The sequence below is a fragment of the Bacillus sp. ISL-45 genome (genome assembly GCF_018613195.1).
Taxonomy (GTDB): domain Bacteria; phylum Bacillota; class Bacilli; order Bacillales; family Cytobacillaceae; genus Mesobacillus.
Genome location: NZ_JAGGQQ010000004.1, coordinates 379,343 through 400,439 on the forward strand (window position 1 = coordinate 379,343; position 21,097 = coordinate 400,439).

Below are 21,097 nucleotides of genomic sequence, written 5' to 3' on the forward strand. Positions count from 1 at the left end.
GCATTTTACCGATAAACCTGTTTGTTGTCCATGTATAATAGTAAGTATTGAAATATTGACTATTATTGTGTAGTATCTTAAGTATTGTTTTCTATCCTTTTTCGTCAAAATTCGTTATTATAGGGGTAGAATTTTTTCTTTTCTACAAGCTTCTTCTATTATACATGTCAAGTTTATTATTTGACAACTTATCGAACTATGAATAAGCAGGTGATGATCATGAATCGTTCCCTTAAGTGGCTGGCTGTTTTAACCACAATTGGGATGCTTTTTGTTTTGCTCGGAGGAGCTTTGGTTACCAAAACTGAATCAGGTATGGGGTGCGGCAAATCCTGGCCCCTTTGTAACGGGGAATTCGTTCCTACTGATATAACCCCGGAATTGGTAATTGAACTTGCCCACCGATTAGTGTCGGGCAGCGTAGGCATTATGGTGCTTATTTTGTCCATTTGGACATGGAAGGCTATTGGGCACATTCGCGAAACGAAGTTTTTAGCAGTTTTATCTTTTTTCTTCCTTGTTCTTCAGGCATTGATCGGCGCAGCCGCTGTGGTTTGGGGACAATCTGATTTTGTCCTTGCACTTCACTTCGGAATTTCGCTGATCTCTTTTGCGGCTGTACTTTTATTGACCATGCTTATTTTTGAAGTCGATCAAAAGTTTCAGGCTGAAAAACTGGTGATCGATAAAAGGATGAGGTTCCATATTATCGGGCTTTCCGTTTACAGCTATATTGTCGTATATACTGGCGCTCTGGTCCGGCATATGAATGCCAGCCTGGTTTGCAAAGACTGGCCTTTATGTACAAATGGCGGTGCCTTCCTTCCTACCAACATTTACGAATGGGTACAGATGGGGCACAGGGCTGCTGCAGGTTTCATTTTCATTTGGATTGCATATGTCACCTACATTGCCGTCAAACATTACAAACATGAAAGAGTATTATACTGGGGATGGATCATTTCAATGATCCTTGTGTCACTGCAAGTCATTGCCGGCGCATTGATCATCTTCACAAGACTCAATCTGTACATTGCCCTGGGACACGCTTTCTTCATTTCTGTTCTGTTCGGAGTATTCAGCTACTTTATCCTTTTAGTTTCGAGGAGCAAGAAGAATGCTGCCAGAGTCGAAAACCCTAAACCCGTTGAACTTTCCCCGGCAACGGTAAAATAAAAAGCTGCAGCGTATGCTGCAGCTTTTTTTTACTATCTCAATGACTACGACCTGACTTATAAGAATTTTGATTTACTGCAGCTTTTGCAGGTATAGACTGAGCAGTCCTGTCCTTCTTATACTTCTCTTCATATTTAACAAACATCGAAACATTTACCAATATCCCCATCGATAGTGCGAGCTGCAGCAAGGAGGAACCTCCATAGCTTACAAACGGCAGCGGTACTCCTGTCAGTGGAATGACCCCGGAAGCCCCCCCAAGATTAACGAATGACTGAATCCCAATCATACTGGAAATCCCAATTGCCAGCAAACTGCCAAAGGGATCCTTGCACTTAAGCCCGATATGAATCCCTTTCAGAACGATGAAGGCTAGACTCAGCAACACAAAGCCTACACCAAAAATCCCCAACTCCTCAGAGATGACTGCAATGATGAAATCCGTGTGTGCTTCAGGCAAATACCCAAGCTTTTGATTACTTTGTCCTAATCCCAGTCCTGTCAGCCCGCCTGAACCAATTGCATAATAGGCATTAGCCAGTTGATATCCGGATTTTTGTTCATCATCGAAAGGGTTGCTATATGAGGTAAGACGTTCCAAGCGCCGCTCCGAAAATACTTCATCTTTCAATATTAGCGAAACAGGTACCAATAATATCACTACAATCATTACCAGCTTCAAGATATTTTTAAAATTCATGCCTGAAGACATAATGATTGATGCTGCAATCAGCATGATAATACCTGCTGTCCCGAAGTCAGGCTGAACAGCGATAAGGAAAAACACCATGACCAGAAATAGCAGAGGCGGGAGCACACCTTTATTGAATTCATTTATGTATGATTGTTTATTTGCATACACAGCTGATAGATAGATAATGACACTTAATTTAGCAAGCTCCGATGGCTGGATGCTCCTGGCTCCAACTTCTATCCAGCTAAGGGCATTACCCGCTACTTTACCTACGACGAACAGGATGAGTAAGCCTAATAGAGTAACGATCACCATAGGAAGTAAGATCCTGGTGCTTCGCATTGCTTTGTAGGGAAATAAGGCCGCTAAAATAAATACAAACAGAGCTGTTATTAAATTGAATTTTTGTTTGTCATAAAAGAAATCACTGTCTACTCCATGCCAGGTGACCATGCTGGCACTATAAACCATGACAAGTCCGAACAAGCTCAACAGAGCAACAACAATGATCAATGAATAGTCATAGGATTTCAGTATTTTTTTAAACATCGTCTCTTCCCCATCTTCTAAGTTGTTTAATCTATTCTACTATAAGTTGAAATATCCTGCCTTTGTCAAAGGAAAAGTTATGGAATTCTTAATATATTGTCATCAAAGTGTAATGCAGTTTACGAGAAAAAACTTGAAAACTTATGTAAAGAGCAACATCCCCAAAAGTACCTCACAAAAAAACTCAAACAATCGTTAAGGACTGTTTGAGTTTTTAGGAATATTATTTTTTTAACGAAGCTTCATGCAATATGGAAAGCTCTTGTTCCAATTGGTCGAGAATGACTTTCCCATCTGATTCTTCGATTAAGCCGAGTCTTACTGCAAAATCTATCTCTCTCGATAATCCAAACATTTGCGTATCTAAAACCTCTTCATAAAGAGGGCATTGAGGCATTGTCAGGTTATCCATTTGCACTTTGATCAGCTTTAAAATTTTATCAGCGTCAGCCTTTAATAAGGCATGTGCTTTTTCCTGATGATTGATTATCATATCAGACGCCAACTTGATCCCCCCGTTTCCGAGCGATTACCTAATCCTATCTTTAAATTTTACCCTTAAGTGGACAAAAAAGCAAGAATATTAGGGATGCAGAATTTAATGGTTAGCGTGCTTTAGGGGAGTTGAAATGACAGCTTGCCAAAATATCGTTATACTGAATAAATAATATATGTAAAAATGCAGGAGGAAATTATGGAGACAATCATCCCTATCGGAGGAAGAGTTAAATACAAGATTACTTTGGATCCTGGTGTCTGGATTTTCGACGACCGCAAAGTAGATTTGAATACATATTTCAACGAAGACCAAAAAACCGATGATGCCCTAGAGGAGTATACTAAATCTGTCTCAAAGCATTGGGACCGTGAAATTATGGAAGGTGCCGTTTATCCGCCTACACTTAAAACAGAAGTTAAGTTTGAAAAGGAAAAAGTCCTGACAGGCACTTTCGGCATTCCCTTTAAACCATTTCTTGATAATGCCGAGCCAGATCAGACTGCTGGGACTGTTGTAATTGAATACGGCGATAATGATCAGATAGCTCTTTCCCTCAAAGAAGCTTCTGGTATTATCCTCGGGTTTTCCAAGGACGGCAAACCATTAAAAGAAGACGGACCACTGCATGTATATTTCAAGGATGGCTCCAATAAAGACAGTCCAATCAAAAATGTTACCGGATTCCTAGTGGAATAAGCTATAAGGCACTGCCAACGGGCATCATATGGATGCCCGTTTTATTATTGCCTCTTCCCGAATATTAAGTACAGAATATCAATTCAACAGATCGGCTGCGAGCTGGGCAAGAGGTGATCTTTCTCCTTTTACGAGCCGGACGTGACCGGCAATCTGCTGATCTTTGAATTTTTCCACCACATACGTCAGGCCATTATTGTAAGCGTCCAGGTATGGATGGTCAATCTGGTCGGGGTCACCCATCAAGACGATTTTACTACGTTCCCCAACCCTTGTCAGGATGGTCTTCACTTCATGCTTTGTCAGGTTCTGTGCTTCGTCAATAATAATGAATTGATCCGGAATGCTCCTACCCCTTATATACGTTAATGCTTCTACCTCGATTGAACCCATTCCTGCCAGTATGGCATCAAGCTCTCCAGGTTTTTTTGTATTGAAAAGGAATTCGAGGTTATCATAAATAGGCTGCATCCATGGTCTGAGCTTTTCCTGTTTTTCACCAGGCAAGAAGCCTAAATCCTTCCCTACTGGCACGATTGGCCTTGCTACAAGCAGCTTTTTAAAAATGCCCAAGTCCTCGGTCTGCAGAAGGCCTGATGCCAATGCGAGCAAGGTTTTCCCTGTGCCTGCCCTCCCTATCAAGGTGATCAGAGGCATGTCTTGCCGTAAAAGCAGTTCCATCGCCATGATCTGCTGTACATTCCTCGGCTTGATTCCCCAGATGTGTTTACCCTCATGTTCAAAAACAAGTTTTTTCACTTTTTTACTTTTGGTATCGATCATACCTATTGCGGACGCTGAACTGCCGAGAATATCCTTCATGATCACAAACTGATTTGGGTAAAAAAAGTTTTGCCCTTTTAAATCAGAGATATTCAGTTCTCCTCTTTCATAAAAGCGATTAAGCTCTTCTATTTCCAAGTACACTTCTGCATAGCCCGAATACAGATGGTTAATTTCCACAACCCTGTCACTTAAAAAGTCTTCAGCGATCAGGCCGATGGCATCTGCTTTGACACGGACAAGCGCGTCCTTACTCACAAGGATTACTGGACGCCCATCTTCCTTCGTTTCCTCTTCAAGGCTCAGGTTTTTAGCTACCGCCAGTATTCGATTGTCATTTGTTTTTTCAACGAAGATTTCCTGCAGTTGGTGGAAGGATCGATGGTTCAGCTCTATCCGAAGCGTCCCACCGCCCTCAAGGTTGATTTTCTCATGCAGCTTACCTGTTTCCCTCATGCCGTCTATGAGCCTTGAAACCTGGCGTGCATTGCGCCCAATCTCATCCATATATCTTTTCTTTGAATCCACTTCCTCCAGAACTACAGCAGGTATGACAACTTCATTGTCTTGAAAAGAAAAAATTGCGTGCGGATCCTGTAGTAAGACGTTTGTATCCAGTACGTATATTTTACTCAAATTGATGCCTCCCGCCTTATTAATCTCGACTTTGGCCAACTTGGCAGCCTTGGCCGGGACTTTGGTAAAATATATGACTTTTTGAATAAAGATAGAAGATATTTTGCACAATAACCTTTGAGCATTTATTTTTTACAGCTCCTGTTGGAAACTTTGTTGCCTGCTTTATTCCCACTTCAGGCTATATCCAATAGGGGGGTTCACGAGAAAAATCACAAGAGAAATATAAAGGGAATACTGGCTAGGAAACTGCTTTCTTCTTTTTAATACTTAGTTGTGGATAAGGACTTTTTACGAATAAAGAATCGGAGGGGTTCATTAATGATAAAATTGGTTGCTGCCATTTCGTTTGTGCTGCTTTTGACTGCGTGCAATGGACAGAACAACGCCAACAAAGCTGACGAAGATCATAAGGTTAAGGTCCAGAATAGTGCAATAGAAGATGTTGACCGCCAATCTGGCCAGGAGATATCCCGCCATCTTGTGAGCCTGACAACTCACATCCCGAATGTGGACGATGCCGCTGCTGTAGTAGTCGGACGCTTTGCTATAGTGGGGATCGACGTTAAGGATAAAATGGAGAGGTCTGAGGTAGATACCGTTAAATATACAGTGGCGGAAGCATTAAAGAAAGATCCGCACGGTGCCAGGGCAGTAGTTGTTGCGGACCCAGATATCACAGCGAGATTAAGGGAGATATCAGAGGATATACAAAACGGCCAGCCTATCCAGGGTATTATGAACGAGCTTTCTGACATAACCGGCAGAGTCATGCCAGAGGTTCCAGCCGATATGATTGAGCCGCAGACCAAAAGCCCGACCGAGGATCCTAAGAAGAAACTGGACGATGGTGAACAAAAACAATTGGAAAAGGAACAGGAACAACAATCGAATTATCATAAATGACAAAAAGCTTAGTCGATTGACTAAGCTTTTCTCATTGCATCCATTACCTGATTATCCAGGCGTGCCGCAGCGTCTTTATCATATGTCTTGTCGTATTGAGGTTCAGCGACGATTTTTGATCCATAGAACATAACGTCCCTTACTTCGCTGATTTTGATTTCAACTAACGCCAGCTTCAAAGGTACACCTTCGAGCTTTTCCTGCTTGACGTTCGCTGACCCGCTGATTGAATATGTAGATTCATTTGCGATCAGGTTGATTACTGCTTTGTCATTGCTCTTGATATTCTCGATGATTCTTGAACGGTTATCCACCGCAAAGTAAACGGTTTCCTCATCCTTTGCCAGTACCCAGGAAATCGCACTGACATTCGGGCCGGTGGTTTCATGGTCCACTGTTGCCAAGGTGACAAAACGCTCTTTTTGCAATTCATCAAACAACGGTTTGATTAGTTTAGGTTCTACTTGATTTGCCATATTCACCCTCCTTACACTATCATAATAGTACTACGAATTCTTTAGGCAGGGCAAATCAAATGATTTTCCCTGTTCAGTTTGGAAACAATGATATACTATAATATAATCCAATCTCAACCAGGCTATGTATTATAATTATTGATAAGAGGTGTAAGAATGAGAGTCAAATGTGTACTTTGCGACAAAATTGAGAATATTAACAGCGATACCCTTCAGGCTAAGCGGCTCAGGAACCGGCCGATCCATACATATATGTGTGAACCATGCAATGAACGAATTGCCGAAAAAACGAACAATCGAATCGCCACCGGGAATTTTAAGTTATACCGCTCCCGTATAAAGAAGGATGATTGGTGATTGTGTATAGTCCTCTATAAAGTTTTAAGGAGTGGTGCGGGACTGATTCAGACAGCTTTTGGGATTCCCCCTAAAACTAGTCTGAATCCACCCATACCCTTATGCAAGCTTTTCCCTCTCTATAAGGGTACGATTCTTGACTAATCATGCCCTTATGCAAGCTTTTCCCTCTCTATAAGGGTACGATTCGTGACTAATCATGCCCTTATGCAAGTTTTTCCCTCTTTATAAGGGTACGATTCTTGACTAATCACGCCCTTATGCAAGCTTTTCCCTCTCTATAAGGGTACGATTCTTGACTAATCATGCCCTTATGCAAGCTTTTCCCTCTCTATAAGGGTACGATTCTTGACTAATCATGCCCTTATGCAAGCTTTTCCCTCTTTATAAGGATACAGTTCCTGGTGAATCATGCCCTCTCTGAATCCAGAACTTCTTTTGACAGCTTTCCAGCTCTGCCTCAAACCTGCCTTAATTCACGTCTTGAAATAAACAACAGCAAAAAAATCCGCCCATACACGGGCGGATTTTCATTAGTCTTCTTCTGGGTAGTTGACGTATTTGTCTGGTTCCTGCCTGATCTGGTCGAGCATGACTTCGATCAGGTCGCGGGGGAAACGGTACTCTTTAGAGTTGCCTTCCTGAACGACGGTGACATAATACATTAATGCATCTCGTTTTAATTCTTTTGATTCAACATTATGTTCATCGGCAAGAATTTGTTCGAATAATTGTGTTGTGTCTTGAGCAGCTGTATCTTCTGGCCGAGCGTCGCTGACAATTTTGATGGTCAGCCAATTATAAATTGCATCCTGGAGTGATTTCATTTCCCCAACTCCTATTTGACATTCGCTTCTGCTTTTTTATGCTGACGCAGCCTGAGCTTGTATATGATCAGAATAAGCGCAGCGACCACAAGTCCTTCCGTGATGGGAAGGAAAATAGCAAGGAAGGTCAGGACTGTAGAGCCAAGCAATAGGAACGTGTAGATAATGATACTCTTAAACAACGGCAGCTTCTGCGCAAATCCAAGTTTATATACAAGGATGCTGAGAGCGGCAATTGTCAGGTAAAGCATCCACATTCCAACCGTCGGATTCTCATCTACCCTGAATAATGCTGCAAAAAATGATAATCTCTGGCTTACATCCATCCTTCTTCCCCCTACTTAATTAAGCTTCAGCGAATTTTTTCTTTTTAGCTTGTCTTTCACGCTCATTCTTATCAAGAATTTTCTTACGGAGCCTGATTGATTCTGGTGTTACTTCGCAATACTCGTCATCGTTCAAGTATTCCAAAGATTCCTCAAGAGTCATGATTCTTGGCTTTTTGATAACGGAAGTCTGGTCCTTATTGGCAGAACGAATATTAGTTGCTGCCTTTACCTTCGTGATATTTACCGTGATGTCATTTTCACGAGTGTGCTCTCCGACAATCATGCCTTCATAAATTTCAGTTCCAGGCTCAACAAAGATCGTTCCGCGGTCCTCTACTTGCATGATTCCATAAGTAGATGCCTTTCCTGATTCCATTGATACGAGAACACCCTGGCGGCGTCCGCCTACCTGGCCCTGAAGCATTGGCTGGTAACTGTCGAATGTATGGTTAATGATACCATATCCGCGAGTCAATGTTAAAAACTCTGTTGTGTATCCGATAAGTCCGCGTGCAGGTACGTTGAAAATCAATCGAACCTGGCCGCTTCCATTGTTAATCATATCAAGCATTTCACCTTTACGTGCGCCGATAGATTCCATAATAGATCCTGTGTGTTCTTCGGGAACATCGATTTGAACGCGTTCAACCGGTTCACATCTTACTCCATCTATTTCCCTAACAATAACTTCAGGCTTTGACACTTGAAGCTCATAGCCTTCTCGGCGCATGTTTTCTATTAAGATAGACAAGTGCAGTTCTCCACGTCCTGAAACGATCCATTCATCAGGTGAGTCAGTATTGTCTACTCTAAGACTAACGTCAGTTTGAAGCTGTGCGCGAAGTCTTTCTTCGATTTTCCTTGCAGTCAGGTATTTACCCTCACGGCCTGCGAACGGGCTGTTATTGACCAGGAACGTCATCTGTAGGGTTGGCTCATCAATACGTAAAACCGGCAGTGGATCCTGGTTGTCGAATGGACATACTGTTTCACCAACATTAATGTCTTCCATTCCGGAAACTGCAATTAGGTCACCAGCATTGGCTTCCTGGATTTCCTGGCGCTTTAGGCCGAAGAAACCAAAGATCTTAGTTACACGGAATTGTTTTACAGAACCGTCAAGCTTCATCAACGCTACCTGCTGGCCAACCTTCATCGTACCACGGAAAACACGGCCGATTCCAATTCTGCCTACATAGTCATTGTAATCAAGAAGGGCAACCTGGAATTGAAGAGGCTCTTCTCTGTTATCAACTGGTGACGGAATATTATCAATAATGGACTCGTACAACGCCTGCATGTTCTCATCCTGTTTTTCAGGGTCCATGCTTGCTGTTCCGTTGATTGCAGATGCATATACAACTGGGAACTCAAGCTGGTCCTCATCTGCACCAAGTTCGATGAATAAGTCTAGGACTTCATCAACTACTTCCGAAGGACGAGCAAAGTCTCGGTCAATCTTATTAACGACAACAATTGGCGTTAAATGCTGTTCAAGTGCTTTTTTCAAAACAAAACGTGTTTGCGGCATGCAGCCTTCATATGCATCGACAACAAGCAATACGCCGTCAACCATTTTCATGATACGCTCTACTTCGCCGCCAAAGTCAGCGTGTCCAGGAGTATCAAGAATATTGATACGTGTATCGTTATAAGAAATGGCTGTATTTTTCGCGAGGATCGTAATTCCTCGTTCTCTTTCTAAGTCGTTTGAATCCATTGCGCGTTCTTCAACATGCTCATTTATACGGAATGTGCCTGATTGCTTTAGAAGCTGGTCAACCAAAGTCGTTTTACCATGGTCAACGTGGGCAATGATCGCTATATTTCTAATATCTTCTCTTAATTTCAAAAAAGTCACCCTGCCTTTAATATCATAATTTATCTATTGGCTTTTTACACAACTTACATATTATAACACAATTAGAGTAGAAACCTAAAAGCATTTTATTGTACAATTAAATATATTATTATTTGCACCAAATGTCGAATGGGGGAATCACCTTGAAGCAGATAAAATGGCCATTATTATTTTTCGCATTTGCAGCCGCTTCATGCATGATCGGTATTGGAATCGCCATCGGTGAAAGGAGTATTGCCGGTACTCTGGCATGTATTATTGCCCTTGTTTTCGTGATGGGATTCGGCTTTAAGAAGAAAAAGCAGATGAGAGAAGCAGGAGAACTTTAGAAATTTTTCTTTTCTTAATAGTAGGACCGGCTGGGTTTCCAGCCGGTCATTCTAAAGGGCGGACCATGATCAAAAAGGTTTCGCCCTTGTTTTCTTCTGTTTTGAATTGTTCAAAGCCGCAGTCTGTAAGGAAGTTGGACCATTCATATTCATCGATGGGAACAGCGGCAAAAACAGCTTTTTGACCATTCACTTTAAATTCATCAGAGAGCTGGTTCATAATGGCTGATGCAATTCCCCGCCTTCTTTCCTCCGCTTTCACCAATATGGTGCCAAGCCACGGTTTTTGGTTGGAGGGAGCCGATTTCACATGATAGGAAATTGCCACAGGAATTCCTGCCTTTTCCCAAACCCTCCATTCACCTGAAAAACCTTCGTAATGTTCCATATACTCTTCTAAAGACAAGCTCCTCAACTCATTTTTTCTCCATTTTGAGCTAGTGGATATTAATTCCTGAAAAAACACGAAATCCACATTTTCAAATGGCCGACAGGTTAAAATCACCATTTTCCATCCTTTAGATAATTTCTAAGTATTTCCCTGTGCAGGCCTGGCTTTGATACAAACAAAGAGCTCTGCTGAAGCAAATCCAGCTCTCCTCCCCTAAGGTCCGTAGCTGCTCCACCAAGTTCCTTAATCATGATGATGCCGGCAGCAATGTCCCAAGGTGCAAGCCTAGGAGTCATATAGGCATCTATTCTCCCAGTAGCGACATATACCATTTCCATGGCCGCCGATCCATAGGAACGTGTCCCTCTTACGTCTTTTACCAGGGGAATGAGCATCTCGTGATCTATTCGTTTATTAGGGGCCACCCAGGTAGCATTAAGAGCAATAATTGCTTCACTCACCTTTGCATCTGTAAGTTCCGGAATTGTTTTTTCGTTTAAATAAACACCATTCCCTTTGACGCAATGATAGAGTTCATCGTGGACCACATCATAGATGAGTCCGATCACTCCTTCCCCATCAATATAAATGCCGATAGAAATCGCAAAATTGCGCTGCTGGTGAACAAAATTCATTGTCCCATCGATTGGGTCTATGATCCAGACGACTCCTGATAAAGAAGTTACTTCGTCTCCGTACCCTTCCTCGCCCATGATGCGATGTTCAGGATAGGTACCTTTAATCTTTTCGATAAAGTATTGCTCTGTCCCTTTATCAATATCTGTAACCAGGTCATTCGGATTTGATTTTGAGGTAACATTTAAAGTCTTCGGAAAAGAAGCCCTGATATTTTCACCGGCTTCCTTGATCCAGCTTTTCGCATATGTATCAATTTCTTTCAGGTTATATTCCATTCAGCTTTCCCCCGTTCATATATTTTTACGATCAATCAAGCTTTAGGAATCTATTTAAGCTTATCGGATAATGTTCAATATCATCAAGTATTAGGATTACCCGCGGCAACTATATAACATGCAAAATTCCAGGATGAAAATGATTTTTCGCAATGGGTTACTGACAGAGCATTATGATTACCTTATAATTCATTGCTACAATAATACCGCCGATTAGGATATTAAATAACTTATTCATTCATTCCGCAACGGCCAGCTGAGACATTTAAAACACACTTTTTCATGTTTATTTTTGCAGCTGTTCCTTCATTTGCGGCATTTTAGTGGTCGTTATTACATAAGAAACGAACTCCATCAATTTTACAGGAGTTCGTCAAGGGTCTTGATTGCTGCAGATTTCCATTATTGTCATCACACTTACCTTCTTCTTCCGCAGAACATTTTATCTCTTACAGAGCTTTTAATCGTAATAATTCTTGTCGAATTCTTTCGAGTTTCTGTTTGCATTCTTTCATTTTCGGTTTATCAGAGTCTGACATTGCGTCAAAAAGGGTAGCTAATTCATAATCCATTTCCAAACGCAGTACAGCAGTTCGTTGGAGTTCGCCATTTCTTTTTCTTGTTGAGTTTATCAGTTGTTTCATTAATTTACACTCCTCTATTAATTTCTGGTTTTTTATTTATTGTATGAATTTTCAGCTGGCAGTGGTACAAATTTGTGCGTATACCCATAACTCTGAAAAATGCCTGTCGCTTCTTTTTTCATAAAGATTTTGCTACAATATTTGACAAAGTACTAGGAGGTTTTTATATTGTCATTTTCAGGATTTGAACAAGCAGATTTCAATGTTTTTAAAATAGACGGCCTTGATGAACGAATGGAGGCTTTAAAATCCCAGATCCGCCCGAAACTGGAAGACCTCGGCCAATACTTCGCTCCAACGCTCTCAAGCATTGCAGGCGATGAGATGCATTACCATGTCGCAAAACATGCAAGGAGAACGAAGAATCCGCCTAAAGATACGTGGGTAGCGTTCGCCAGCAACTCCAGAGGATATAAGATGCTCCCCCATTTTCAGATAGGATTGTGGGAAACCCACGTCTTTATCTGGTTTGCTGTAATTTACGAAGCACCTGAGAAGGAAGCGATCGGTAAAAAACTCGAAGAGAATATCGATTCCATCTACACCAGCACCCCAAAGGATTTCTATTGGTCAATCGACCATATGAAGCCTGAAGCCACTGTTCACAGTAAGCTTTCAAAGGAAGAACTTCTTTCCATGTTCAAGCGCCTGCAAACCGTTAAAAAAGCTGAAATCCTATGCGGTCTGAACATTCCCCGCGAAGAATCCGTCAAACTAAGCGGTGATGAAATGCTTTCCAAAATTGAGTTGGTATTTAAAGAAATATTACCCCTATATAAATTGGCATAAACCTTGAAATGCGTAGGCGACTGCCCATTTTCGACAAGCGCTGCCCGCCTGAAACGCCACATCGTGTGGGTGGCGGGTCTAGCATATCGTGTGCCACGGAGGCCCTGACAGTGAAGTCGTTCTTTGACTTCAGTGGCAGGGCCGAAATCGAAAAGTATAGCCGACTGTCCAGGAGGCGACATTAGACAAGCGTCTTGAGGAAATAGGAGCCGGAGCTGGACAAAAGAAAGAGCCCATTTTGCATGGGCTCTTTCTCCAAATTTATCTGATTCTTATTTTTTTCTTTTCTGAACTACTTTAACCTTTTCACCTGAGCCGGTTTCTTTAATTGCTTTTACTGCCTGGTATGGTACATAGCCACTCACTTCTTCAAATTCATTGAATAGTGTTTTTTCCTGGGCCTTTCCAGGCACGATTTCTTTAAAGCGTCGGTATGCTTCAAGTAATGAATCTCGTTCAATTCCTTTTTCATAAGCCTTTTCAATGCATTCATAAAAATGAATAACATCGACAATTTCATCTGTTGACCATGTGTAGTCTATTGGATACTGGTATTCCATTATTTCACCTGCTTTTTGTGCTATGCCCCGGCTGCTCCTGGGCACCCTTTGTATGTTTATCGATTTTACAGGTATTTGTAATGGATCGCAAGAAAATCGGGCCTTACTTACTCCAGATTGTTCTTATTTCTTCGGCTTCTTTGATGATTCTGCCGAAAAGCTCCGCCACTGAAGGGGAGTCTTTAATCAATCCCATCACCTGGCCAGCCCAGCCAAAGCCATTTTCATCATCCCCTTCATATATATACTTACGGTTCGCGCTTCCGCTGATCAACTCTTTTAATTCTTCATAACCTCCGCCTTGTTTCTCTATTTCGAGGATCTTTTCCGTCAATGGGCTGGCAATCGCCCTTGCTGGCATCCCGAGCGTCCTTTTTATAACTGTGGTATCATTTTCGGTGCCTTCCACAAGCTTCTGCTTGTACAGCTCGTTTGCATGGACGCATTCTTTGGTAGCGATGAAGCGTGTACCCATTTCTATCCCTTGTGCTCCAAGGCTCAACGCTGCCATCAGACCTCTTCCATCACCAATACCACCTGAAGCGATAACAGGTATGCTCACTGCATCTACAACTGATGGAATAAGCACCATCGTTCCTATATCACTCTTCCCTAAATGTCCGCCGCCTTCCTGACCGACAACCATCACTGCATCTGCACCCAGCTCCTCCGCTTTCTGTGCCTGCCTTTTCGCTGCTACAAGGACAAGTTTTTTAATGTCGGTCCCTTTTAACTGGTCAAAAATCGGTGCAGGGTTTCCCCCTGTCATCGAAATAACAGGAACATTTTCTTCTATAGCAATAGCCAGAAAATGAGAAAACGGCCTTCCATGCTGCCCGATGGCAAAATTAACTCCGAATGGCTTGTCAGTCAGCATTCTCAACCTATGTATTTCTTTTCTTAATGCCTCAGGATCTGGGAGTGACATTGCTGTTATTTGACCCAGTCCCCCTGCATTTGATACAGCTGCGGCCAATTCTGAATAAGCCAGATACGCAAGACCTCCCTGGACAATCGGGTATTGTATGCCTAAAAGGTTCGTTACATCTGTATTCCAGTTCATATTCCCTCTCCTCCAAATGCTGTTTCTTTAATACTTCTATTATAGGAGCCATATTTCCTGTTTTCTTTATGCTGGATTGGAGTTTTTCTTCATATTTTGAATTTCTTTGCAAACACCTTGATTAGTGCTATAATGCATGTGTTTTATTTTTTCAAAAGTTAATCATAACCTATAAACAAGGAAATCCAATACATTAAAGAGGTGTGATCGTCAATTGTCACAAAAAGAAACACCGTTGTTTACAAGCCTATTAGCGCACGCAGAAAAGAATCCGATTCAGTTTCATATTCCCGGCCATAAAAAAGGGAGCGGGATTGACCCCGAGTTCAGAGAGTTTATTGGTGATAATGCCCTGTCCATTGATTTGATCAACATCGGCCCCCTTGATGACTTGCATTCCCCTAAAGGCATCATCAAGCAGGCACAGGAACTTGCCGCTGAAGCATTTGGCGCTGATCATACTTTCTTTTCAGTACAAGGAACAAGCGGCGCGATCATGACCATGATCATGACTGTCTGCGGACCTGGAGATAAGATTATCGTTCCCCGGAACGTTCATAAATCAATTATGTCGGCTATTGTTTTTTCTGGAGCCATTCCGATCTTCATCCATCCTGAGATTGATAAGAAGCTCGGAATTTCTCATGGAATCTCAACTGACTCAGTCGAAAGGGCACTGGAACAGCATCCAGATGCAAAAGGTCTTCTTGTAATCAACCCAACGTATTTCGGCTTTGCAGCTGACTTAAAAAAAATCGTTGAACTTGCTCATTCTTACGATGTTCCAGTTCTGGTGGATGAAGCCCATGGGGTCCATATCCACTTCCATGAGGATCTTCCGCTTTCAGCCATGCAGGCAGGAGCTGACATGGCTGCAACAAGCGTCCATAAGCTTGGCGGATCAATGACGCAAAGCTCGATCCTGAATGTAAAGGAAGGTTTGGTATCGTCTAAGCGTGTTCAATCAATCATCAGTATGCTGACAACTACCTCCACTTCTTACCTCTTGCTCGCATCACTGGATACAGCGAGAAGAAGACTTGCTATTGAAGGAAGGGACATCATCGACAGGACGATCAAGCTGGCGCAATGGATTCGCGGTCAGGTAAACGAAATTGAACATCTTTACTGCCCTGGCGAAGACCTTCTTGGCACGAATGCAACCTTTGATTTTGACCCAACAAAAGTACTCATCAGCATCAAAGACCTGAATATTACTGGATACGAGGTCGAAAAATGGCTTCGCGAGAAATACAATATCGAAGTAGAACTTTCAGATTTGTATAATATCCTTTGCATCATCACCCCTGGTGACACACAAAAAGAAGCTGAAATTCTAGTTCAGGCATTACGTGAACTTTCTAAAGAATTTCACCACCTTGCCGAAAAGGTGCATGCTGAAGTTATGCTTCCGGATATCCCGTTACTGGCGTTGACACCTCGGGATGCGTTCTACGCCGATACCGAAGTTGTGCCTGTAGAGGAGTCAGAGGGACGAATCATAGCAGAATTCGTAATGGTGTATCCACCAGGGATTCCAATTTTCATTCCAGGAGAAATCATTACAGAAGAAAACCTTGTATATATAAAGACCAATATGGAGGCCGGCCTCCCTGTGCAAGGCCCAGAAGATGATGAACTAAAATCCTTCAGGGTGATCAAGGAACACAAAGCAATCAGATAAGAAAAGCGCAAGCGTCTTGTTCAGCCCGACAAGCGCTGGAGGTCCGCCCAGTGAAGTCGTTCTTTGACTTCATTGGGCGGACTGGTGCGACTCGAGGGGCTAGGCGCTGGAGATGGACAATTCTCGAAGTGAAAATTTACTGTTTCTTATCTTGTAAAAAAAGAGGGCATGCAGCTTTGCATGCCCTTTCATCTATTCTTATCTTTCCTCTGCACCTTCATGGTCGCAGCAGTTGCATTTTTTTGAATATAATACCGTTACTTTCTCATCTTCGAAATGGTCAATTGTAGCATTGCAAGTTTGACAAACGATTGTGCCCATCTTTTCAATCTCCTTTTCGTTTTGATTTTTGAAAGCGCTTCATCATTTCTAATTATATAATAATATAACACTATTAAGATTTCAAGCCTAAATTGTATAACACTTTTTCTTTTTAAGAGGTGATTTTTATTTTATGTACCCATTATATAAGAAATAAAAACAATTAGTATGACACTATTTGCACAAAAGTTAAATCGCTGTTGTTCATGGGTTAACTTGTCATCATGGCAATTCCTAAGAAACTAAAAAACAGGCCTTTTTGGCCTGCTCTCGTCTCCCGCTTATTCGTATTGAGTCTGGAACGGGGCTGTCGGCAATTCTTCTTTGAAAAATAATGCAAGGTCCTCAGCCTGCCGGACTTCTGTAATATGGAATGCTTTCTGCAAATATTCTACGTCTTCAATGTCCTTAGGGTCGAGGAGTGCTGAACGCCCCGTCTGCATGCAGACTACCAGAGGTTTTCCGAAAAACATGTTGGTAGAGACAATCCCAAAGTCATAACGAGTGTCATTAGTAGTAAACCCCACAAACCTGACGTGAACCTTTTCATGCTCATCATAAAGCTTTTCGAATAGTTCCATATGCCTCCTCCTTTTTAATTAAATATTTAGAATATTATTATAATTTATTTTTGACAAAAAGGCAAGTGTATAGAAAGCTAAAAAGCTTTTATTCTATTGTCAATGGTTTTTCAGGAGTGATAAAATGGTGAAGAATAGATAGGAAAAGGGGATTGGACGATGTCTAGTAATGCTTATATTAAACTTGTTCCATCATCATCTCAGCAAGCCATTTCCACTGAAGAACTAAAGGATTTATTTAATTATTATAAGGAAATAACTGCTAAAACAGGTGACCAGGTTGATTGGAATTATGAAAATTCAGCATTTCCTTATGATCTGAAGGAAAAAGAGGATGGGAAAGGCACATGGTTCTATCTGCAATCATCCCAAGATCGTTATAATGCAGTACTAATCGGCGTTGATAAAGAAACAGTTGTCGACGAAGACGGGACAGAACGCGAACAATCATACATACAAATTACACTTCCTCCAACAGCGACAGCTGGGGATAAAGGAAAAGCAAATGAATTCAGTAAATTCATCGGTAAAAAATTGCAGGGCGAACTTCATTTATTTAATGGAAGAGTCATGTATTTCTATCCACGTAAATAAAGGTTACATAAAATACACGAGAAAAATTTTTGTTTAAAACATCAAAAACGGCTGCTACTGGGCAGCCGTTTCTTTATTTGCAGGAGTTTCGATAAGTTCAGGATCGACAATTTTATATCCTTTATTTTGCAGGCCTTTTACGATATCCCCCAGCGCTGTGCTTGTCCACTGTCTGTCATGCATCAGTAAATTCGCTCCATTCCTGAGTAAAGGCGTATTCACCATAATATCCGCAAGAGCTTCCTTTGATTGATAATCCTTTTCCCAATCATAACCATAGGTCCAATTCATTAGCAGCATTTTCTCTTCTGCGGCCAGCTGCTTGCTGTAGTCAGTATTCATTCCGAATGGAGCCCTGAAGAATTCCGGCCTTTCACCAATCAGTTCCTCAACCCTGTCATTAAGATCTACAATTTCTTTCCTTTGCTGTTCCTCGGATAAATCCCTTAACGATTTGTGATTATATGTATGGTTCCCAATTGGAAAGCCCATTTGATGAATTTGCTTTAGCACTTCCCCTTCTTCTGGAGTGTCAAGGAAGTGGCCATTTACAAAAAAGATAGCTTTTACATTTAATTCTTTTAAAGTTTTGGCCATCTCAAGAGCATTTTTGTCCGGAGCGTCGTCAATTGTCAATAAAACAATTTTTTCATCAGGGTTGTCAATATTTTGGATAGAAAAATCGCCTTTCATCCTATATTGTGGTGATGCCTGTAATACTTCTTCGCTCTTTTTTTCATCTTCAGCTGGTTTCTCCGCTGGTTCTGCAGCTTCTGTTTCCGGCTTTTCCTCCGCGGCTTTTTCATCTTTCTGGATTTGTTCTTGCTGTTCTTCACTGGTGCCTATTGGCTTCTGTGCTTCTTCTGCAGCCCCGCACCCGGCTAAAATAGCCGAAGCAGCTATCACTGATACTATTGTTTTTTTCAAGACTTTCCCCTCCCGCTGGTATATCTTTGCTGACAAAGCTGATGGATTATAATTTTTTACATGCTCAGTTTTTCAGGAAATAAAGGACATTGTCATATGAATCGACCCATAAATAGCCAGGCTCAAAACCGTTATAAGAAATGTTTTCCTTGTGGATTTCATTATATGATTGCCGATTATTATGGCTAAATAGAAAAATACCAAGAACATAATACCATTATAAATCGGATGATCGTGTTTGGATAGCCATTCTATTAAGGTATACCCACTCCAGATAATGAATTGAAGCAGCATAACTGCATACACTTTCAAACCCTCCACCACCATGTCTAAATTATCTTATTCCCAAGTCACGTTAGGTTAAACATTCAGATCTTTTTACTAGTATATGTCCTGATGATTAGGATATTTTTCAATTATGTAACAAATCAATAACATTCCATTCTTTTGGAAATTGCTATGATAGAATATGGACAAACAGTTACATGGTGAAACAACATTCCGAAAAAAAGTGAGGCAAAGATAAATGAAAAGCTTGTCTTTTGTTTTTGTCGCAACGTTCCTATTTCTCACGGCTTCTTGCAACCCAGTCAACGATTCAGATGAATTGGAGCTCAATGGAGATATTAAACAAGTCGTTTTCTTTTCTGATGATGAGAACTATAGACAGGAAGCATCCTATTATGATGCTATTATAGAATTAAAGAAAGAATACCCTTCCGCATTCGATGATATTGTTGTCATTCCTGCTGCCAATGCCAATAAATACTATGACCTTTTTAAGGTAAAACAATTTCCTGCCATCCTGATTGTCCATCAGGACCAGGTCCTTGCCAATGTGAATGGCAATGTTACAAAGGACCAGATCATCGAACCATTATCAGCAGTTTTAAATAATGAATAAAAAAAGTCCTTTCCTGATGGAAAGGACTTTTTTTAATTCAAAATCAGGAAGAACTTTTCAATTTGAGAATTGTCCAGCTCCTGCGCCTAGCCAGTTTTCATCCCTGCTAGAGCTTCTCGAGTGTCTTGCGAGAAGCGTTAGCTTTGAGCAGCTCGAGACGCTTCGGGGCTGATCAAGGCGCTTACGCTATTCATATTATTTTACTATATGAATCGGATTACCAAGTGCTACCTCTGCAGCTTCCATCGTAATCTCACCGAGAGTTGGGTGAGCGTGGATTGTCATTGCAAGGTCTTCAGCAGTCATGCCTGCTTCGATTGCTAATCCAAGCTCTGCGATCATGTCAGAAGCATTAGGTCCAGCAATCTGCGCACCGATGACAATGTCATCTTCTTTACGTGTGATCAGCTTCAAGAAGCCGTCTGTCTGGTTAAGTGATAGTGCACGGCCATTTGCCGCGAATGGGAACTTAGATGCTTTAATATCAATGCCTGCATCTTTCGCTTCTTTTTCAGAGTAGCCTACTGATGCTAATTCTGGATCTGAGAAGACAACTGCCGGAATAGCCAGGTAGTCGATTTCTGAAGGATGTCCAGCGATTGCTTCAGCAGCAATTTTACCTTCGTAAGAAGCTTTATGGGCTAGTGGCGGCCCTTCGACAATGTCACCGATCGCATAGATGTTGCTTACGCTTGTACGGCACTGTTTGTCGATTTGGATAACGCCGCGATCAGACATCTCGATGCCTACCTGCTCAAGGCCTAGTTCGTCCGTGTTAGGCTTTCTTCCTACCATGACAAAAACGTAGTCTGCTTCGATATTCTTTTCTTCACCGTTTGCTTCATACTTAACTGTTACGCCAGAGTCAGTCTCGTCAACACCTTTCGCAAGTGCCTTAGTAATGATCTCTGCACCCTTCTTCTTAAGGTTTCGTTTTACTAATGCTGACATCTGCTTTTCGAATCCATTAAGAATTTCGTCTGCGCCTTCAAGAATCGTTACTTTAGTGCCAAAGCTTGCGTATGCTCCGCCAAGCTCAGTACCAATGTACCCGCCGCCAATAACAACAATGCTCTTTGGAAGCTCCTGGAGGTTAAGTGCTCCTGTTGAGTCAAGTACGCGCTTGGAGTACTTGAAAGCTGGGATTTCGATCGGACGGGATCCCGTCGCAATGATTGCATTTTTGAATGTATATGTCTGTGCTGAATTTTCATCCATAACACGAATCGTATTGGAATCGACGAAATACGCTTCGCCTCTTACGATATCGATTTTGTTGCCTTTCAATAAACCTTCAACGCCGCCTGTAAGTTTTTTAACTACTCCAGCCTTAAACTCCTGAACTTTAGAGAAATCAAGCGTAACGTTTTCCGCTTTGACACCCATATCTTCAGAATGCTTAGCGTTTTCGAATCTGTGTCCTGCAGAAATCAAAGCTTTTGAAGGAATACATCCCACGTTCAAGCACACTCCGCCAAGAGTTGCTTTTTCCACGATTGTTACTTTTTGGCCTAGCTGGGCAGCGCGAATCGCTGCCACATATCCGCCAGGGCCGGCACCAATGACAAGAGTATCAGTTTCGATTGGAAAATCTCCTACTACCATTT

Annotated in this window: 25 protein-coding genes; 9 read left to right on the plus strand and 16 right to left on the minus strand. The window is 41.7% G+C overall.

Annotated elements, in window-relative coordinates; genetic code table 11:
* The first annotated feature begins 219 nt into the window (after positions 1-219).
* Positions 220-1,176, plus strand: a complete 957-nt coding sequence (locus J7E35_RS04715; protein WP_214777732.1) for a COX15/CtaA family protein — start codon at positions 220-222, stop codon at positions 1,174-1,176.
* A 37-nt stretch (positions 1,177-1,213) separates the two neighbouring features.
* On the opposite strand, the gene J7E35_RS04720 is transcribed toward J7E35_RS04715, so the two are convergent.
* Entirely contained in the window at positions 1,214-2,419 is a 1,206-nt protein-coding gene (locus tag J7E35_RS04720; RefSeq protein WP_214777417.1) for an FtsW/RodA/SpoVE family cell cycle protein, read from the minus strand.
* Between the two features lie 223 nt (positions 2,420-2,642).
* Entirely contained in the window at positions 2,643-2,924 is a 282-nt protein-coding gene (locus J7E35_RS04725) for an Fpa/YlaN family protein (RefSeq protein ID WP_041965554.1), read from the minus strand.
* A gap of 189 nt (positions 2,925-3,113) precedes the next feature.
* On the opposite strand from J7E35_RS04725, the gene J7E35_RS04730 reads away from it, so the two are divergent.
* The gene (locus tag J7E35_RS04730) at positions 3,114-3,614 is read left to right on the plus strand and encodes a molybdopterin-binding protein (protein WP_214777419.1); all 501 of its coding nucleotides are present in this window, start codon (positions 3,114-3,116) and stop codon (positions 3,612-3,614) included.
* Between the two features lie 78 nt (positions 3,615-3,692).
* Here the strand turns inward: J7E35_RS04730 and J7E35_RS04735 are convergent, their stop codons facing one another.
* Positions 3,693-5,033 carry a PhoH family protein gene (locus tag J7E35_RS04735; protein WP_214777421.1) on the minus strand — a complete coding sequence of 447 codons (1,341 nt, stop codon included), beginning with the start codon at positions 5,031-5,033 and terminating at the stop codon, positions 3,693-3,695.
* Positions 5,034-5,354: 321 nt separating this feature from the next.
* Here J7E35_RS04735 and J7E35_RS04740 point away from each other — a divergent pair, with 321 nt between their 5' ends.
* Positions 5,355-5,939 carry a YhcN/YlaJ family sporulation lipoprotein gene (locus J7E35_RS04740; RefSeq protein ID WP_214777423.1) on the plus strand — a complete coding sequence of 195 codons (585 nt, stop codon included), beginning with the start codon at positions 5,355-5,357 and terminating at the stop codon, positions 5,937-5,939.
* 20 nt (positions 5,940-5,959) lie between these two features.
* On the opposite strand, the gene J7E35_RS04745 is transcribed toward J7E35_RS04740, so the two are convergent.
* The gene (locus J7E35_RS04745) at positions 5,960-6,415 is read right to left on the minus strand and encodes a pyridoxamine 5'-phosphate oxidase family protein (RefSeq protein ID WP_214777425.1); all 456 of its coding nucleotides are present in this window, start codon (positions 6,413-6,415) and stop codon (positions 5,960-5,962) included.
* A 156-nt stretch (positions 6,416-6,571) separates the two neighbouring features.
* Here J7E35_RS04745 and J7E35_RS04750 point away from each other — a divergent pair, with 156 nt between their 5' ends.
* The gene (locus tag J7E35_RS04750) at positions 6,572-6,772 is read left to right on the plus strand and encodes a YlaI family protein (protein ID WP_214777427.1); all 201 of its coding nucleotides are present in this window, start codon (positions 6,572-6,574) and stop codon (positions 6,770-6,772) included.
* Positions 6,773-7,305: 533 nt separating this feature from the next.
* Here the strand turns inward: J7E35_RS04750 and J7E35_RS04755 are convergent.
* Genes J7E35_RS04755 through typA form a run of 3 tightly spaced genes read right to left on the minus strand, consistent with a single transcriptional unit; the run spans position 7,306 to position 9,780 of the window.
* On the minus strand, positions 7,306-7,599 hold the full coding sequence (locus J7E35_RS04755) for a hypothetical protein (RefSeq protein ID WP_213366665.1): 294 nt from the start codon (positions 7,597-7,599) through the stop codon (positions 7,306-7,308).
* An 11-nt stretch (positions 7,600-7,610) separates the two neighbouring features.
* A complete protein-coding gene (locus J7E35_RS04760; protein WP_214777429.1) occupies positions 7,611-7,925 on the minus strand; it encodes a YlaH-like family protein in 315 nt (104 codons plus the stop codon).
* A gap of 19 nt (positions 7,926-7,944) precedes the next feature.
* Positions 7,945-9,780, minus strand: coding sequence for a translational GTPase TypA (gene typA / locus J7E35_RS04765; protein WP_214777437.1), 1,836 nt, complete (start codon positions 9,778-9,780; stop codon positions 7,945-7,947).
* Between the two features lie 152 nt (positions 9,781-9,932).
* Here typA and J7E35_RS04770 point away from each other — a divergent pair, with 152 nt between their 5' ends.
* Entirely contained in the window at positions 9,933-10,118 is a 186-nt protein-coding gene (locus J7E35_RS04770; RefSeq protein ID WP_214777439.1) for a YlaF family protein, read from the plus strand.
* Positions 10,119-10,164: 46 nt separating this feature from the next.
* Here the strand turns inward: J7E35_RS04770 and J7E35_RS04775 are convergent, their stop codons facing one another.
* The 3 genes from J7E35_RS04775 to J7E35_RS04785 all read right to left on the minus strand — a co-directional run bounded on the left by J7E35_RS04775 (position 10,165) and on the right by J7E35_RS04785 (position 12,067).
* Entirely contained in the window at positions 10,165-10,506 is a 342-nt protein-coding gene (locus J7E35_RS04775) for a GNAT family N-acetyltransferase (RefSeq protein WP_214777441.1), read from the minus strand.
* A gap of 113 nt (positions 10,507-10,619) precedes the next feature.
* Positions 10,620-11,423 carry an inositol monophosphatase family protein gene (locus J7E35_RS04780; protein ID WP_214777443.1) on the minus strand — a complete coding sequence of 268 codons (804 nt, stop codon included), beginning with the start codon at positions 11,421-11,423 and terminating at the stop codon, positions 10,620-10,622.
* A 449-nt stretch (positions 11,424-11,872) separates the two neighbouring features.
* Positions 11,873-12,067, minus strand: a complete 195-nt coding sequence (locus tag J7E35_RS04785; RefSeq protein ID WP_214777445.1) for a hypothetical protein — start codon at positions 12,065-12,067, stop codon at positions 11,873-11,875.
* Between the two features lie 168 nt (positions 12,068-12,235).
* Between J7E35_RS04785 and J7E35_RS04790 the strand changes: the two genes are divergently transcribed.
* Entirely contained in the window at positions 12,236-12,856 is a 621-nt protein-coding gene (locus J7E35_RS04790) for a YktB family protein (protein ID WP_214777447.1), read from the plus strand.
* 272 nt (positions 12,857-13,128) lie between these two features.
* On the opposite strand, the gene J7E35_RS04795 is transcribed toward J7E35_RS04790, so the two are convergent.
* Entirely contained in the window at positions 13,129-13,416 is a 288-nt protein-coding gene (locus J7E35_RS04795) for a UPF0223 family protein (RefSeq protein WP_214777449.1), read from the minus strand.
* Positions 13,417-13,519: 103 nt separating this feature from the next.
* Complete coding sequence (locus J7E35_RS04800; RefSeq protein ID WP_214777451.1) at positions 13,520-14,479, minus strand: NAD(P)H-dependent flavin oxidoreductase; 960 nt, start codon at positions 14,477-14,479, stop codon at positions 13,520-13,522.
* Positions 14,480-14,693: 214 nt separating this feature from the next.
* Here J7E35_RS04800 and J7E35_RS04805 point away from each other — a divergent pair, with 214 nt between their 5' ends.
* Positions 14,694-16,163, plus strand: a complete 1,470-nt coding sequence (locus J7E35_RS04805) for an aminotransferase class I/II-fold pyridoxal phosphate-dependent enzyme (protein WP_214777452.1) — start codon at positions 14,694-14,696, stop codon at positions 16,161-16,163.
* Between the two features lie 198 nt (positions 16,164-16,361).
* Here J7E35_RS04805 and J7E35_RS04810 read toward each other — a convergent pair whose 3' ends face one another.
* Positions 16,362-16,484, minus strand: coding sequence for a GapA-binding peptide SR1P (locus J7E35_RS04810; protein WP_023615067.1), 123 nt, complete (start codon positions 16,482-16,484; stop codon positions 16,362-16,364).
* A gap of 281 nt (positions 16,485-16,765) precedes the next feature.
* The gene (locus tag J7E35_RS04815; RefSeq protein WP_214777453.1) at positions 16,766-17,065 is read right to left on the minus strand and encodes a DUF3055 domain-containing protein; all 300 of its coding nucleotides are present in this window, start codon (positions 17,063-17,065) and stop codon (positions 16,766-16,768) included.
* Positions 17,066-17,224: 159 nt separating this feature from the next.
* On the opposite strand from J7E35_RS04815, the gene J7E35_RS04820 reads away from it, so the two are divergent.
* Positions 17,225-17,659, plus strand: a complete 435-nt coding sequence (locus tag J7E35_RS04820) for a DUF1885 family protein (protein ID WP_214777454.1) — start codon at positions 17,225-17,227, stop codon at positions 17,657-17,659.
* 54 nt (positions 17,660-17,713) lie between these two features.
* Here J7E35_RS04820 and J7E35_RS04825 read toward each other — a convergent pair whose 3' ends face one another.
* Positions 17,714-18,586 (minus strand): polysaccharide deacetylase family protein, encoded by an 873-nt coding sequence (locus tag J7E35_RS04825; protein ID WP_251040749.1) that lies wholly within the window; start codon positions 18,584-18,586, stop codon positions 17,714-17,716.
* 526 nt (positions 18,587-19,112) lie between these two features.
* Here J7E35_RS04825 and J7E35_RS04830 point away from each other — a divergent pair.
* On the plus strand, positions 19,113-19,490 hold the full coding sequence (locus tag J7E35_RS04830) for a small peptidoglycan-associated lipoprotein (RefSeq protein ID WP_214777455.1): 378 nt from the start codon (positions 19,113-19,115) through the stop codon (positions 19,488-19,490).
* Between the two features lie 195 nt (positions 19,491-19,685).
* Here J7E35_RS04830 and lpdA read toward each other — a convergent pair whose 3' ends face one another.
* The gene (gene lpdA, locus J7E35_RS04835) at positions 19,686-21,095 is read right to left on the minus strand and encodes a dihydrolipoyl dehydrogenase (protein ID WP_214777456.1); all 1,410 of its coding nucleotides are present in this window, start codon (positions 21,093-21,095) and stop codon (positions 19,686-19,688) included.
* Between the last annotated feature and the right edge of the window lie 2 nt (positions 21,096-21,097).